Source organism: Nocardia sp. bgisy118, assembly GCF_057708605.1.
In genome coordinates this window covers 102646-117787 of record NZ_JBYISM010000011.1, presented here as the reverse complement: position 1 = coordinate 117787, position 15142 = coordinate 102646, and the positions used below count along the sequence as shown (strand labels likewise).

The 15142-nt window shown below is 67.6% G+C and carries 14 protein-coding genes; 4 read left to right on the top strand and 10 right to left on the bottom strand.

Annotated features, from left to right (window positions below):
- Nucleotides 1-2: 2 nt before the first annotated feature.
- The gene (locus AC3EO7_RS16120; RefSeq protein ID WP_435591614.1) at nucleotides 3-1577 is read right to left on the bottom strand and encodes an LVIVD repeat-containing protein; all 1575 of its coding nucleotides are present in this window, start codon (nucleotides 1575-1577) and stop codon (nucleotides 3-5) included.
- A gap of 636 nt (nucleotides 1578-2213) precedes the next feature.
- Here AC3EO7_RS16120 and AC3EO7_RS16115 point away from each other — a divergent pair.
- Both AC3EO7_RS16115 and AC3EO7_RS16110 read left to right on the top strand, forming a co-directional pair.
- On the top strand, nucleotides 2214-2684 hold the full coding sequence (locus AC3EO7_RS16115; RefSeq protein WP_435591613.1) for a hypothetical protein: 471 nt from the start codon (nucleotides 2214-2216) through the stop codon (nucleotides 2682-2684).
- On the top strand, nucleotides 2657-3178 hold the full coding sequence (locus AC3EO7_RS16110; RefSeq protein ID WP_435591612.1) for a hypothetical protein: 522 nt from the start codon (nucleotides 2657-2659) through the stop codon (nucleotides 3176-3178). The genes AC3EO7_RS16115 and AC3EO7_RS16110 overlap by 28 nt, the downstream gene beginning before the upstream one ends.
- Before the next feature lie 18 nt (nucleotides 3179-3196).
- Here AC3EO7_RS16110 and AC3EO7_RS16105 read toward each other — a convergent pair whose 3' ends face one another.
- Nucleotides 3197-3469 carry a hypothetical protein gene (locus AC3EO7_RS16105; RefSeq protein ID WP_435591611.1) on the bottom strand — a complete coding sequence of 91 codons (273 nt, stop codon included), beginning with the start codon at nucleotides 3467-3469 and terminating at the stop codon, nucleotides 3197-3199.
- Nucleotides 3470-3573: 104 nt separating this feature from the next.
- Between AC3EO7_RS16105 and AC3EO7_RS16100 the strand changes: the two genes are divergently transcribed.
- On the top strand, nucleotides 3574-4224 hold the full coding sequence (locus AC3EO7_RS16100) for a TetR/AcrR family transcriptional regulator (protein ID WP_431970334.1): 651 nt from the start codon (nucleotides 3574-3576) through the stop codon (nucleotides 4222-4224).
- Nucleotides 4225-4237: 13 nt separating this feature from the next.
- Here the strand turns inward: AC3EO7_RS16100 and AC3EO7_RS16095 are convergent, their stop codons facing one another.
- Nucleotides 4238-5737, bottom strand: coding sequence for a class I adenylate-forming enzyme family protein (locus tag AC3EO7_RS16095; protein ID WP_431970333.1), 1500 nt, complete (start codon nucleotides 5735-5737; stop codon nucleotides 4238-4240).
- A 354-nt stretch (nucleotides 5738-6091) separates the two neighbouring features.
- On the opposite strand from AC3EO7_RS16095, the gene AC3EO7_RS16090 reads away from it, so the two are divergent.
- Entirely contained in the window at nucleotides 6092-7483 is a 1392-nt protein-coding gene (locus AC3EO7_RS16090) for an MFS transporter (protein WP_435591610.1), read from the top strand.
- 114 nt (nucleotides 7484-7597) lie between these two features.
- Here the strand turns inward: AC3EO7_RS16090 and AC3EO7_RS16085 are convergent, their stop codons facing one another.
- From AC3EO7_RS16085 to AC3EO7_RS16055, 7 genes are all read right to left on the bottom strand, one after another.
- The gene (locus AC3EO7_RS16085) at nucleotides 7598-9109 is read right to left on the bottom strand and encodes an L-type lectin family protein (RefSeq protein WP_431970331.1); all 1512 of its coding nucleotides are present in this window, start codon (nucleotides 9107-9109) and stop codon (nucleotides 7598-7600) included.
- 496 nt (nucleotides 9110-9605) lie between these two features.
- Nucleotides 9606-10394 carry an SDR family NAD(P)-dependent oxidoreductase gene (locus AC3EO7_RS16080; RefSeq protein ID WP_431970330.1) on the bottom strand — a complete coding sequence of 263 codons (789 nt, stop codon included), beginning with the start codon at nucleotides 10392-10394 and terminating at the stop codon, nucleotides 9606-9608.
- A 76-nt stretch (nucleotides 10395-10470) separates the two neighbouring features.
- Entirely contained in the window at nucleotides 10471-11325 is an 855-nt protein-coding gene (locus tag AC3EO7_RS16075; protein ID WP_435591609.1) for a helix-turn-helix transcriptional regulator, read from the bottom strand.
- A 91-nt stretch (nucleotides 11326-11416) separates the two neighbouring features.
- The gene (locus AC3EO7_RS16070) at nucleotides 11417-12352 is read right to left on the bottom strand and encodes a 3-methyladenine DNA glycosylase (protein WP_435591608.1); all 936 of its coding nucleotides are present in this window, start codon (nucleotides 12350-12352) and stop codon (nucleotides 11417-11419) included.
- Entirely contained in the window at nucleotides 12352-12600 is a 249-nt protein-coding gene (locus AC3EO7_RS16065; RefSeq protein ID WP_435591607.1) for a hypothetical protein, read from the bottom strand. Before AC3EO7_RS16065 ends, AC3EO7_RS16070 begins: the two co-directional genes overlap by 1 nt.
- Nucleotides 12597-13661 (bottom strand): hemolysin family protein, encoded by a 1065-nt coding sequence (locus AC3EO7_RS16060; protein WP_431970327.1) that lies wholly within the window; start codon nucleotides 13659-13661, stop codon nucleotides 12597-12599. The genes AC3EO7_RS16065 and AC3EO7_RS16060 overlap by 4 nt, the downstream gene beginning before the upstream one ends.
- The gene (locus AC3EO7_RS16055; protein WP_431970326.1) at nucleotides 13654-15042 is read right to left on the bottom strand and encodes a hemolysin family protein; all 1389 of its coding nucleotides are present in this window, start codon (nucleotides 15040-15042) and stop codon (nucleotides 13654-13656) included. The genes AC3EO7_RS16060 and AC3EO7_RS16055 overlap by 8 nt, the downstream gene beginning before the upstream one ends.
- Nucleotides 15043-15142: the final 100 nt, after the last annotated feature.

The following is a 15142-nucleotide window of genomic DNA, read 5'->3' as shown; positions in this document are numbered from 1 at the left end:
TCTCACGAGCCGACGATCGAACGCTGGTCGGCGGGCGGGGTGTACACCACGTCGTCCAGCCGCAGCACCATGAACCCGTTGTCCGAGCACGCGACGTAGAGCTCGTTGCCGCGCCATTCCGGCGGGGAGAAGCACCAGTCGGTGGAGACGTCGCCGAAGGCGAGCCGTCCGGTGCGCGGGGTGAGCGCGTCGGCCGGGTTGAACTGTCCCTCCAGCACCGCGCGCGCCGCGGGCGGTGCGCTCATCAGCGGAACGCCGATGATCGAGGACAGCGCGTGCGGGGAGTTCCAGAGCTCGAGATTGCGTCCGGTGCGCGCGGGCGGGTTGAAGTAGGCGATCTCGCGGACCGCGAACGGATCGCGCACGTCGAAGACCCTGATGCCGGAGGAGGTCCAGCCGCAGGCGAGCGCCGTGGGATCGTCCTGCCGGTCGGCGGCGCAGTAGTGCGATTCGTAGGAGAAGGCCGAACCGCCCATCGAAGAGCCGATATTGGCGTCGATGTGCTGGGGCAGGTTGATCTCGAGCTTCAGCTTGTTGGCCACCTTCGGTGCGCTGTCGTTCGCGACGTCGATGAGTTTCACCCCGCCGGAACCGCCTTCGTCGACAGTGAACAGGTACGGCTTGCCGTCGTAGCTGACGGGGATGCTGTGCTGGGTCGCCCAGCCGTCGGTCCAGAAGGTGCGGCCGAGGTGGTGCACCTGCGGGTTCGGGTCGCGGCGCTGCACGGCGCTGATGTCGAGCACGGTGAAACCGCCGAGCGCGGACAGGTACATGCGATTGCCGTCGGGGCTGATGCCGAAGCCGTGGGCCTCGATGCCGGTGAGGCCCTGCCAGACGACGCGCGGACTCGCCGGATCGGTGAGGTCGACCGCGCTGACGAAACCGGGGGCGATGCCGGATGCCCAGTAGGTTCGGCCGTCGGGGGAGAAGCCGCCCTCGTGGGTCGTGATCGGGAGGGGCATCAGCAGATTGGTGCCGGGGCCCGGGTTGAGCAGGCGCGGGTGCGCACAGTCGGAGATGTCGTAGACGGACAGGTAGCCCACGCCGGTGCCGACCGGGACGCCGGTTCCTACCAGCAGTTTTCGCTCGGCGTTGACCTTCAGGCTCTCCCACGTGCCCGCGAGCATGGCGGGTTCGGCGAGGGTGACCGTGGGGCGCGGGTTGGCCGGATCCGAGACGTCGAGCACCTGGACGCCGCGGCCCTCGCCGATCAGGTCGCCGGGAAAGAACGAGCCCATGTAGGCGCAGTAGTCGAAGCTGGCGGAGATGATACTCGCTCCGCGCCCGGCGAATTGGCCGATCATCGACATGTTGCACCGGTAGCCCTGCGTGCTGCGTCCGCTGTCGCGATCGGCAGCGGGCACGTCGCCCTGGAGACCGGGTTCCGGCATCGAGCCCGGTCCGCAATCCGCGCGTGGCACCGATTTGCGCCCGACATCCAGGAATTCCTGGACGGCGGTGGCGATATCGGATTGCAGATCGGCCGAGGCGCTGCCGGGCACCATCATCGCGGTGATCACCGCAGCGGTGAGCAGTGCGACCGGTCTGATGCGGCGCAATCGTGACAGAGAGTGCATCGTTGCGATCCCCCACTTCCTTGTTCGCGGTCATAGCGCGTCGCTGACTGGGACAGTGACGCGATCTGACTGAATGGTAGTAATGGGGAGTAACTTGCGGAACGGGTTCTGGAGAAATCCCAAATGTTCGGTTTGTTGCTTGCGTTTTCCCGCTGCTCGGGGTGTGGCTGATCTCAGCGGTTTTCCGTCCGCGTCGACGAGTGCTCGTACGCGGCTGTCGACGGGGTTGGCGCTGGTCCCGCCGGTGCCCTTGGTGAAGAATTGCGCTGTATGGCAGCTGCACGACAGACCCCGGGCTGCCGTGGCTGGGAGCATTGATTGTTACCGACAGTCTCGTCTACTGGGACAGCTCTCGATGTTAAGGGGGCTACCGACTTTGTCGTCGGAGGGAAGTGGAGTGGTGCCTCTCTTGTGCGGTGAGACAAGCCCGCAGCCGTCGATCGTGGGTCTGCGTTGTGGCTCACGCGAATTGGTAGTGTCGGGATCGACCGAGGCGAGCGGCAGGCAAGACAGGCGGCTCGGGTCGTGGCTCGGGGAGGGACAAAAGTGCGGGGCTGGTTGCTGAGCGCGGGGATTCGGTGGCGGGGTTGGTCGCGGCGGCGCCGCGCCACGGTAGCCGCGGGGCTGGTGCTTGCGATGCTGCTGCTTCCGGTGGGAGCGGCCGCGGTCGCACTGCGATTCGAGTTCGCCGGTGAACCCAGCGCGGACGCGCGCACCAGAGGGCGGGACGCGGTGTGGCTCGGCCACGCCTGGGTCGACGGCCGAAAAACCGACACCGACGTGGCTGGATTGGTGACCACGTTGGCCGGCACCGGCATCAAGGACCTTTACGTGCACACCGGCCCGCTCGAGCACAACGGCAGTCTGCGCGGCGAATTACACCCGCGGGCACAGTGGTTCGTCGATGCGGTACATCGTGCACTGCCCGGGATACGGGTGCAGTCCTGGCTCGGCGACGTCGTCGCCCCCGAATTCGACGTCTGCATCTGGACGAAGCCGCCGTCCGCGACCGCATCACCGCCTCCGCCACCAGGGTTGTCGACCTCGGTTTCGACGGTGTCCACCTCGATCTGGAGCCGGTGCGGTCGGGCACGTCCGGCTACCTGACATTGCTGGACCAGGTGCGCGCCGTCACCGCGAGCCGAGGCGCACCGCTGTCGGTGTCGGCTCCGCAGATCGACCCACTGCCGGGGCTGCACTCGGTCCGAATCACTGTGTTCGATCACGGAAAGTGGTGGTCTCAAGGGTATTTCGCCGACGTGGCGCGCCGCGTAGATCAGATAGCGCTGATGTCGTATGACACCTCTATGCCGTGGGGTTCCCTGTATGGCGGGTACGTCGCTCAGCAGACCGCGCTCGCGCTCGAGGTCACCCCGGCGAGTGTCGACCTGCTGATGGGGCTGCCCGCTTTCTGGGCGGACGATCCAGGGCATCACGGCGCGGCGGAGACGGTCGCCAACGCGGTGCGCGCAATCCGATTGGCATTGAGCCGAAATGACTCTCGGCGACCGGCCTTCGGTGTGGCGCTGTACGTCGATTTCGCTGCGACACCGGAAGATTGGGCCATCTACCGCCGCGAGTGGTGCGCCCCTCTGCGGTAACAGCATGGGCCCCGCGATCTACGAAGCGTTCCGGGCAAGTCTTCGCCGCTGGGCGGTGGTGAGGCGATCGGGCCGTGCGGCCACATAGAAGGCGCCGGACTTGTTGCCGCGCACTGCGACCGGGTCCGCGAGGTCGGGGTGGCGGTCGGCGTCGTGCAGCGCCGAAGTCACTTGGTCGAGGGGCCGATCCAGCGCGACGGCAAGGTGCTCTGGGGTGAGCGGCGTGCCCGCGTGCACGAGCGCGGCGATGAGGGTGAGCGCGTGCTGGCACGATCCGATCGGCGTGTTCACCGATCTGCTCCGGGCCGAATTCGACTGACCCCGGGGATACGGGCGGGGGCCGGTCGCGGGGCCCGTAGTCATCGGCGTCCGCACCTGTTTGGGACGATGATCTCGTGTCGCAATCGGTGAACGCGCGGACCGGCAAGCATGCGCCGGCATTGACGGCCCGCGGGGAGCGGACCCGCACGAAACTGATCGAGGCCGCCGAGTTGGTCTTCGCGCGGCTCGGGTTCGTGGAAACGCGGGTCGCCGATGTCGTCACCGAGGCCGGCGTCGCGCACGGGACCTTCTACGTCTACTTCGACTCCAAGGAAGCGATCTTTCAGGCGGTGGTGCTGAATCTCATCGCCGACATGCGCCAGAAGGTGCGCTCACGGCTGGGCACCGAGCCCCGCACGGCCGTCGAGGCGATCGAAGCGGCGGTGCGCGCCTACGTGCTCGCGTTCCGCGATCATGCCCGCCTGATGCTCATGTGGGGTGAGGTCGCCGGGCTCAACCCCGAGATCGACGAACTGCTCCAAGCCGAGATCGCACTGTTCATCGACCGGGCCACACAGATGATCACCCGGCTGCAGGAAAGCCGTCTCGCCGCAGTCGATATCGACGCCGCCTACGCGGCGACGGCGCTGTGCGGCATGGTCCGCGAGTTCTGTGCCCAGTGGGCCAAGACCGACGCCGAGATCGACACCGACGCGGCCGCGGCCACCCTGTCCACGCTGTGGGTGCGTGGCATCGGCCTGGTCCACGGCGCGCCGCCGGTGTGAACGAGGCGCGCGATCACCGACGAGATTCGCCGCGCAGCGATTCGCGGTCGATGGATCGCTTGAGGATCTTGCCCGTCGCGCCCTTCGGAAGGGCGTCGGTGAACTTCACGATCCGCGGAATCTTGTAGGCGGACAAGCGTTCCCGGGTCCAGCTATCGATGCCGTCGGCGTCCAACGGTGAATCGGGGACAGTGACGATGACCGCGGCGACCTCCTCGCCGTAATGCGGATCGGGCACGCCGACCACGGCGGCTTCGATCACGTCGGGATGTTGGTAGAGGACCTCCTCCACTTCACCCGGATACACGTTGTAGCCGCCGCGAATGATCAGGTCCTTGACGCGGTCGACGATGCGCAGATCGCCGTCTTCATCGAATTCGCCCAGATCTCCGGTGCGGAACCAGCCGTCGGGGGAGAGCGCCTCGGCGGTGGCCTCTGGCCTGCCCCAGTAGCCCTTCATCACGGTGTCGCCCTGAATGAACACCTCGCCGATGTGGCCGGGCGGACATGCGTTCCCCTCCGGGTCTCGGACCTCGACGCGGAGCCGGGGGACGGCACGACCGGTGTAGCCGATCTTCGCGCCGCGGTCGAGATCGTTGAAGGTGCCGAACGCGGTGGTCTCGGTGAGCCCGTACCCCTCGAGGATCGTGCAGCCGAAGGTCTTCTCGAACTGGCGCGCGATCTCGCCGGGCAAGGACGCGCCCCCGGAGATGGCGACCCGCAACTGCCGGAAATCGTCCGGGTCCGCGGCCTCGGCCGCATGCAGCATGGCATTCCACATGGTCGGCACGCCGGCCATGATGGTCAGTCGATCACGACGCAGCATCCCGAGCATCGCGACCGGATCGAACCGGCCGAGCAACGACAGCGATCCACCGCCGGTGAAGCAGGGCATCATCACCGCGGACTGCCCGAACACGTGGAACAGGGGTAGCCCGGTCCCGGTGCGATCGGCCGCTGTCCCGCGACTGGAGGCCACGCCGATCTCGCCGCCCGCCAAGAGGTTTCCGACGGTGAGCTGGGCGCCCTTGGGGCGGCCTGTGGTCCCCGAGGTGTAGAGGATGGCCGCGGTCTCCTCCGCGTCGCGGTCTACACACGGGCCGGCAGGCGCGGCCACGCGCGCACCGTCCGTCAGAGACCAGAACGGTATGCCGATGCTCTCCGCGGCTTCCGCGACGGCCGGGCCGAGACCGTGCCAGCCGATGGCCAGCGAACATCCCGCATCGGTGAGGACGTATTCGACTTCGGCGCGGGTCGACATCGTGTTCACCGGCACGACAACGCATCCCGCTGCCTGGATCCCCAAATACGCCACAACGAACTCCGGCACCGATGGCGCGGCGAGCAGGGCTCGATCGCCCGCGCGCAGGCCCGCGGCCGTGAGCGCGCCCGCGTACCGCGCACTCAGCGAATACAGCTGCCGGTAGCTCCATTCGCCTCGCTCGGATCGGAGCGCGACGGCGTCGGGAGTGGCTACGGCGTGACGGCGGACGGGGTCGACGACATTGACCATCGGCGGATCCTTCGAGACGAACTGTGCGGGGACCGCGGTCAGCGTATATGAAACTGACGTCAAGATTATGTTTTCTGCGGAACTGGCCCCAATGATGTCGATGAGCTGGCGTTTTGCGGCGAAAGGGGGATGGATTGCGCCTACCGGCCGTTCGGAATGCGGTGGTATCGGCGGCTCTGCTCGGCGGCGCGGGAAGGCGTCAGGTTCTATGTGGGCGGCCGTAGGCGCTGCTTGACAAGTGTGATTGACATTACTTTCTCGCTGCTCCACACTGGGCGCACTCACATGAATCTGACGTCAAGTTTGTTTTCTGCGTGTCTGTGAGTGATCCACCCCAGCTCGAGGAGTATGCGCATGACCGCACCGCCACTGGAACCGGTAGGCCCCGCCACCGAAAAGGCATCGACACCAGGACAGGAAAGAAGTCGCGGGCATCGCAGACTCCTTGCCGCAGGACTCGTCGGCAGCTCGATCGAGTGGTACGACTTCTTCCTGTACGGAACAGCCGCCGCACTGGTCTTTCCGAAGGTGTTCTTCCCGGACAGCTCGGCGCTGATGGGCACATTGCTCTCGTTCAGCACCTTCTGGGCGGGATTCGTGGCTCGCCCGCTCGGCGGCGTGCTGGCCGGACACTTCGGCGACAAGTACGGCCGCAAGCCCGCCGTGGTCGTCTGCCTGCTCGCGATGGGATTCGCGACCTTCCTCATCGGCTGTCTGCCCGGTGCGCACTCCATCGGCGTCGCCGCACCGATACTGCTGGTCGCGATGCGCTTCGTGCAGGGTATGGCATGTGGCGGGCAGTGGGGTGGGATCGTGCTGCTGCTCACCGAATCCGCGAGTCCGAAAAAGCGAGGATTCGCAGGGACTTTCGGGCAGATGGGTGTCCCGCTCGGCGTGGTCCTCGGAAACCTGGTGTTCCTCGTCGCGACCTCGGCCCTGTCGAACGAGGCGTTTCTGAGCTGGGGTTGGCGGGTGCCGTTCCTCTGTAGCGCGCTGCTGTTCCCTGTCGTGCTCTACATCCAGACCAAGGTCGAGGACACGCCCGAATTCCATGCGCTGCAACAGGAAGTAGCGAGCAAACGTGCCGAGCAGGTCGTCGCCGCACCGCTGTCGGAGGCGCTTCGGATGCACTGGCGCAAGATCCTGCTCGGCTGCGGTCTGCTCGCCGCCACCAACGCCTCCTTCTACATCAGCATCGCGGGCGTGCTCAGCTACGGGACCCGGGAGCTCGGCATGAAGCGCAACGACATACTGACCATATCGCTGGTAGCCTCCCTGATCGGTTGCGCGGTGATCCTGTGGTCGGGCGCCAGATCGGACCGGGTCGGACGTCGGCCGATGATTCTCTTCGGCGGTATCGGTCTGGTGATCTGGGCCTTCCCGTACTTCTGGCTGGTCGATACCGCGAAACTTCCGCTGTTCGCTGTCGCCATCACGGTGGGCACGATCCTCCAGTCGATGACCTACGGTCCGCTGGCCGCTTTCATGGGCGAACTGTTCGAGCCCCGGTTGCGTTACTCGGGTGCGTCACTGGCGTATCAGCTGGCCGCGATCACCATCAGCGGCGGAACCCCGTTCATCATGACCGCGCTGATCGCGAATACCGGTACCACTGTGCTCGTTTCGGTGTATCTCGCGCTGATGGGGCTGGTCACCGTCTTCAGTGCCTGGGTGCTGAGGGAGACCAATCCCGCCGAGGTGCGTGCGTCGGCAACCGCTGTGCCCGGCGAACATCTCTACACCTGAACCGGATTCAGCGGCACCGGTCTCCGGACCGGTGCCGCTGTGGGTTTCCCGCCGGGGTTGGTTCTTCACCCCCCGGCGGGTCACCAGGTTCTCGGTGATGCTTCGACCCCGGGCCTACGGGTGGGTCACCTCGGTGGCCTGGAGGTTGCGCAGGGTGCCGTCACCGGCCTCGTGCTGTGACGGGTAGAGCAGCTGCACGGCCACGGGCAGGGGCGTGCCTGGCTCGACGGTGTGGGTGTCGTCCGGTGTAGCGATGACGACGGATCCGTCGGTGCCGTCCTTGATCACCTTGTACCACTGCGTCTGCTGGGGATTGATGCGGGTTCGCGGCGGTACGTCGAAGCGGATCTCCCACCACACCACCCGCTGCTCATGGGCGGCCAGGGTGAGCTTGTAGCTGATGACCCACCCCTTCGCGTCCTCGGGCCACGTCTGGGCCCATTGCCCGACGATCTCGGGGGTGACGGTGACGGGCGGCCGCTCGACGTCGGTGGTGACCGAGCCGGAGTGCTGCTTGGCGGTATTGGCGCGCGACGGCGACGTGATCATGCTGGTGCAGGTGAGCCGGCCCTCGAACTGCGGGTCGATGGTGCCGGACAGGGTGACGGTCGCCTTGCTGCCTTTGGGCAGGTCGATCGGCAGGTACAAGCCGTCCCGGACCGAACCGGTGCCGCAGACGGCCCCGTTCTCGGGTCGGCAGGTCAGCTCCAAGTCGGTCAGTTCGGTCGGAATCGCGCCCTCCAACACGGCGTCAGGGGTGTCGTTGGGGCCGAGATTCTGCACGCCGATGGTGTAGGAGATCCGATGTCCCGACTTCGCCGTCTCCGGGCCGGTCATCTCCAGCGGCATGTCCGCGGGCAGGGTCACCGTCAGGTTCCTGATCCGGTGGGACGCGGTCGCGGCACCCGTTCCGGCCGCCAGCCCCAGCTTGAAGGTCTCGGGCACAGGCGCCTTACCGTTGGTGCTGGCGAGATCGAAGTTGTCGATCAGCAGGGTGCCGTTCGGGTTGGCTTTGTCCGCGTGCCGTACGGTCAGCCGGCCGCCGATGATGGAGATCTGGATGTGCGCACCGCGCTCCCACGCCGCGCGGAATCCGCCCGGCACCTGCACGCCGGTCAGCCAGCGGAACCCCTCCCGCAGACTGCCGGGTCCGCGGACCCCGGCGGTGTTGGGCCGTTGCGCGCCGCCTCCCGTACCGGCGAGCGGCGTGGCGAAGTTCCCGTAATTGTCGAAGCCGACGCCCACGAACCCGGCTGTGACTCCCGGCGCGACGATTTGTTCCTGCGACGCTTTCGTGAAGGAGTAGCCGAGTGCGGCGCCGATGCCGCCGGGTTGCGTCGTGTGCTCGCCGTCGATCACGTAGACGCTGAAGCCGTCACCGAGCATGGATCCTCCCTCGCAGGAGTAATCGAAGTCGATGGTGACGCCGAGCTTGGACGAGAACGCCTGATCGAGGAACGCCGTCCCGGCCTGGGAATTGGCGTTGGGGGTGAGCTCCAGGCTGCCGCCGTTCAGCCGAGCGCTGCCGAGCAGCTGCCAGTGCGGGTTGGTCACGGCGTCCTGGGTGAACGATTCGACGATCGGGAATTGCGCCTGCTGAATGGTGACTGGTGCGAACGTCGTCATAGTCGAATCCTCCTCGGGCTGGATGTGCCATGAGATGAGAGATTGCGCCATGTAGATCTGACCAGTACTCCACAATAAAGATAGCGCATTCGATCTCGCCGGAACTGTGGTTCTCGCCAGAACGGCTGTCCTGGTCAGAAGCGCAAAGTGGGCTGGAATGCAACGTGATTCGTTACGTGACCGGGCACGATTCACTCGCCTGGTCGTCCGGCCTGTCGCCCCGCTTCGTCCTTTGACGGGGTATCCGCTGGCGTCGTCGTGCCGGGCCCGGAGCCGCCGACAGTGCATGCGGTCCCAATGCCTGGGTGCGGAATACCCTTGGGTACCAATAAGACGTGCGTAGTCGGCATTGGTCGGAAATTTACCGTGACAGTTCCCGGTATTCAGGAAACTATCGACTTCGTCGAACGAGGGAAGCGGAGCGCCGCCTTCTTGTGCGCCGGGACGAGCCCGCCGCAGTGGCATACGACGCTCCTTGCAACCGAAAAGGTTTCGCCTAGAGGAGTTTGCCCGGGATAGCGGCGACCAGCCCGCCGTCGATGATCAGGTCCTGGCCGTTGATGTAGGACGCCTCTTCAGAGGCCAGGAACGCTACGGCGTCGGCGACGTCCTCGGCGGTTCCGATGCGCCCGGCGACCACCTCGCCGACGACGGCGACCCGCGCCTCGGCGGACACTTCGGCGTCGAACATCGGGGTCTCGATGTAGCCGGGGCTCACCGAGTTGACGCGGATTCGCCGGGGGCCCAGCTCCGCGGCGAGAGTGTGCGCCAGGTTGTGCACCGCTGCCTTGGTCGCCGCGTAGAGCGAGCCGCCCGGCATGCCTCGATGCAGCGTCCACGAGGCGTTGACGACGATCGCCGCGCCGTCGGGCAGCAGTGGCAGCGTCTTCTGGATGGTGAAGAACACGCCTTTGAAGTTGATGTCGACCACGCGGTCGAATTCGGCCTCGGTGATCTCGGCGTACGGCCCGAACGAGGCGACGCCCGCGTTGGCGAAGACCACGTCCAGGCGTCCGAAGCGCTCCCGGATCGCGTCGGTCAGCGCGTCGAGATCGGTGAGGCTGGACGCGTCACCGGGGATCGCGAGGACACGGTCACCGTCGCCCAGCTCCGCGACGGCGTCATCGAGGCGGCTCTTGTCCCGTCCGGTGATCACGACCGTGGCGCCCTCGGCGAGCAGCCGCCGGGCGGTGGCCAGCCCCATACCGCTGGAGCCGCCGGTGACGAGCGCGATCTTGTCCTGGTAACGGGAGGTGCCGAACGATCGGGAAGTGCTGTGTGTCATGGCATTCAGCCTGCCGAGTGCGGCGCGCGGCAAACAGTGCGTGGTCAACCTGGGTCCGGCAACACCACCCTGGCGGTCAGGCCGAGGTGGCCACCGGGATACGCAGGAGCTGAGCGACTCGCTGTTCGGTCGTGGTGCCCGGCCGCGGGTTGTACAGCTCGAGGTAGCGGTCGGGGCGGTCGGCGACGATCAGGGTGGTCGTATCGAAGTACAGGTCGCCCGCCTCGGGATGGCGCACCGCCTTCACGCCTTGACCCGGGACGCCGACATCGTGGCGCGCCCACAGCTCGGCGAATTCGGGGCTCGCGGCGGTGAGTTCGTCCACCACGCGGCTGAATTCGGGATCGCCGGGCGCGCGGGCGGCATCGGCGCGGAAGGCCGCGACGATCACGGGCGCGGTGGTCGCCCACGGGTCGTGCATGCCGCGGTAGCGGGCGTTGGTGAAGAACGAGACGAGGCAGTTGCGGTCAGTGTCGCCGTAGCCGAAGACGGAGCGCGTCACGTCGTTGATCGCGAGCAGGTTCCAGTAGGGGTCGCGCAGGATCGCCGGGCGCGGTGTCCACGCGTCGACCAGCTGCCGAAGCTCCGGCGAGACCTCGGTGTCGCGTGTGCCACCGGCGGCCGGTGGATTGAGACCGGCCAGCACGTAGAGGTGCGCGCGCTCGGGTTCGGTGAGGAGCAGCGCGCGCCCGACCGCGTCGAGCACCTCGGCCGACACCTTGATATCGCGTCCTTGCTCGAGCCACGTGTACCAGGAGACGCCGACCCCCGCCAGCAGGGCGACCTCTTCTCTGCGCAGCCCCGGCGTCCGCCGCTTTCCTGCGGTGACCAGGCCGACGTCATCGGGGGTGAGCCGGGCGCGGCGGGTGCGCAGGAAGTCGCGGAGCTGCTCGCGGCGCAGAGTCGCCGCCGCCGGGGATTCGCTGGGCATATGCCACGGTAACAATTCGAGGCAAAGGTGACGCATGCCGCTGGACTCGACCGGCAGGGTCCGACCTCGACATGCTTTGCCGTGCGACGGCTTATCCGACGGCGTGCTCAGCGCCTGCTTCGAGCAGCTCCTCGCAGGTGGCGAGCAAGGTGGCGCGCAGCGTCGCGGCCCGCTCGGCGAGTTCGGCCTGTCGGCGGACGTATTCCGCACGGCCGGAGGGGGTTTCGATGGGAATCGGAGTGTAGCCGTATGCGCCGAGATCGTAGGGGCTGGCGCGCATGTCGAGTTCACGGGCGGCGCATGCCAATTCGAAAGACTCCAGAACCAGCTCGGAGGAGACCAGCGGGACGAGCTTGAAGCTCCATTTGTAGAGATCCATATTGGCGTGCAGACAGCCGGGCTGTTCCCTCGTCACCTGGTCGGCGCGGGCGAGCGGCTGGGCGTTGCGGCCGACGGCCTCCGGGGTGAAGAAGCGGAAAGCGTCGAAGTGGGTGCAGCGCAACGACATCGCCTCGACCACGGCGTCGGTGCCCGCCGAGCCGAGCCGCAGCGGCACCTGTCGATGGCGGACGTCGTCGGTGCGGTACACCATGGCCCACTCGTGCAGTCCGAAGCAGGACAGCTGCGCGGGGCGGGACGCAGTGGCGCGCAACAGGTTCGCAACGAATTCGATGGTGTCGCGGCGGCGGGCGAGGTATACGGGATCCGCCGCGAACACCGGCCCGCGATCGGTCGGGGGTGCGCCGGACCACTCGGGAGTGCCGGTCTGACGGGGCCGCGCGTCCCGGTGGTAGCCCCGCGCCCCCTCGTACTCGCGCGCACCGGCCAACCCGACGCCGAACCCGGGATGCCACCGGCGCAACTGCGCGGGCTTGTTGCCGTAGTAGGTGAACAGGAAATCGATCACCGGATGCGTGGAACCGGCGGCCCGCCGCTCCAGATACGGCCCGACGAGCTCGTCCAGCCGCGCCCGGTACGCGGCGGCGCGCGCACGCCAATCGTCCTCCGCCAAAACACTTTCGAGCATCACGCCGACTCCCGGACGTCACCGACCAGTCGGCGGGCCACGCAGGGGAAGGCGATCCGGGCGGGCAGCTGTCCGGCCGCCGCGCGCGCGAACCGGCCCGCGTGCCCGTGCGGGCGACGCAGGCTGCGCGGCAGCCGATCGTCATCCGCACGGTGGCCCGTGAACGGAGTGCGTGGCGCGAACCCGGACCGCGCCACCGTGCCATACGGCGCGATACCGCGACGGAACACGGTGGCGCGGAATATCATTCGGCGATCCGGTGGGTGGTGTCGCGGACCGTGCCGACGAACTCCTCGACCAGGTCCTCCAGCGCGACGATGCCCACGGTGTTGCCGCGAGCGTCGACGACGCGGCCCAGGTGGCTGCTGGTGCGGCGCAAGCGGGCCAGCGCCTCGAACAGCGTGGTGGCCGCGCCGACGGTCGGCAGCGGGCGGATGTCGGTGCGCGGAATCGGGGTGCTCGGGCCCGCGGCGTCGTCGGCGACCTTGTCCAGCACGTCCTTGACGTGCAGGTAGCCGACCAGCGAACCGTCGTCGGCGCGCACCGGGTAGCGGGAGAAGCCGGTCTCCGTGACCGCGGTCTCGACATCGCCGAGCGTTGTTCCGTTGCCGCGCAACGGCACCGAGCGCGTCGTGGCCAGCGGCACCATCACATCGGCGACGATCTGATCCGAGGTGCCCAGCGCCTGGGTGAGGCGTCGGTGCTCCTCCTCGTCGAGCAGACCCTCCGAACGGGATTCGCCGATCATCTCGGCGAGCTCCACGCTGGAGACCGTGGCCTCCAACTCGTCCTTGGGCTCGATGCGCAGCAGCCGCAGCGACAGGTTGGCCGCCAGGTTGTAGATCGCGATCAGCGGACGGGCTATCCGCAACCACATCAGGTGCATCGGAACCAGCAGCAGCGCACTGCGTTCCGGCCCGGCCAGCGCGATGTTCTTCGGGATCATCTCGCCGAAGAGAATGTGCAGGATCACCACGATGGTCAGCGCGACCGCGAAGGCCACCGGGTGCAACAGCTGATCGGGCAGGCCGAGCAGCTCGAACGGCCCCTCCAGCAGGTGCGCCACGGCGGGCTCGCCGACGCGACCGAGCAGGATCGAACAGATCGTAATGCCGAGCTGCGCGGCGGCAAGCATCATCGACAGGTTCTCACCGGCCCGGATGACGGTGGTGGCGTTGCGCTTACCCTGGGCGGCCAGCGCCTCGAGGCGGTCGCGCCGCGCGGAGATCAGCGCGAACTCGGCGCCGACGAAGAAGGCGTTGCCCGCCAGCAGCACCACCGTGAGCAGGACAGCGAACAGATCACCCATGGCTGTGCTCCTGCGACGGGTGGGCGATCAGCGCCTCCGGTGTGACGGGAATCAGGCGGACCCGGTCGATGCGGCGGCCGTCCATGCGTTCGACCCTGGCGATCCAGCCACCGTCGCCGTTTTCGTACGGGTGGCGGTTGCCTGCCGTGGAATTGGGCAGCACCACCTCGTCGCCGACCACGGGAATGCGGCCGAGGCCGGTCAGCACCAGACCGCCGAGGGTTTCGTATTCACCCTCCGGCGCGTCGTAGCCGGTGGCGCGCGAGACCTCGTCGATGCGCAGCAGGCCCGAGCAGTCCCAGCCGTCGGAGACCCGGCGCACGTCGCGCTCCTCCTCGTCGTGCTCGTCGCGCACGTCGCCGAGGATCTCCTCGATCAGGTCTTCCATGGTGACCAGGCCCGCGGTGCCGCCGTACTCGTCGACGACCAGCGCGACCTGCATACCGTCGGCGCGCACGCGTTCGAGCACCTCGTCACCGTCCAGACTGGCGGGCACCACCGGAACGGGGCGGGCCAGCAGTTGCAGCGGGATGGTGCGGCGCACGTTCGCGGGATGGGTGAACGCCTGCTTGACGTGCACCACGCCGAGGGTGTTGTCGAGATCGCCGTCGATCACCGGGAACCGGGAGTAGCCGGTGCGGCTGGCGGCGGCGATCAGATCGGCGATGGTGTCGGACTTGTCCAGCGACTCCACCTTCACCCGCGGCGTCATCAACTCCTCGGCGCTGCGCTCGCCGAACTGCAGCGACCGGTCCATCACCAAGGCGGTGCGCTGGTCGAGCGCGCCGCGCTGCGCCGAGGTGCGCACCAGCGAGCCGAGTTCCTGCGGCGAGCGCGCCGAGCGCAATTCCTCCGCGGGTTCCACGCCGAGGCGGCGCACCACCCAGTTCGCGCTGCTGTTCAGGAAGTGGATCATCCACTTGAACACCACCGAGAAGGCGATCATCGGGCCCGCGGTCATGCGCGCGGTCGCCATCGGCTTGGCGATGGCGATGTTCTTGGGCACCAGCTCGCCGTAGATCATCGACAGCGAGGTGGCCAGCACCAGAGCCAGCGCCAGCGAGACGCCGCCGGCCGCGCTCGAGTTCATGCCGACCGCGGTGAACACCGGCGCCAGCAGGCGGGCGAGCACCGGCTCGGCGATGTAGCCCGTGATCAGCGTGGTGATGGTGATGCCGAGCTGGGCGCCCGAGAGTTGGAACGAGAGCGTGCGGTGCGCCTGACGCACCATCCGCGAGCGCACGTCACCGGTGCGGGCGTGCGCCTCGACGGTGCTGCGTTCCAGGGCGGTGAGCGAGAATTCGGCCGCGACGAACAGCGCGGTGCCTGCGGTGAGGGCGACGAACCCGACCAGGCTGAGAATGGTGAGGACGGTGGACACGATCAACACCGCCCGCGGAGCGCGGTACTACGGGACACGCGGGGAGAAGCTGGTTCGGGCTGGCTTGCTGCGAGAAGGAGAGCGCCGGGTTTGTCACCCG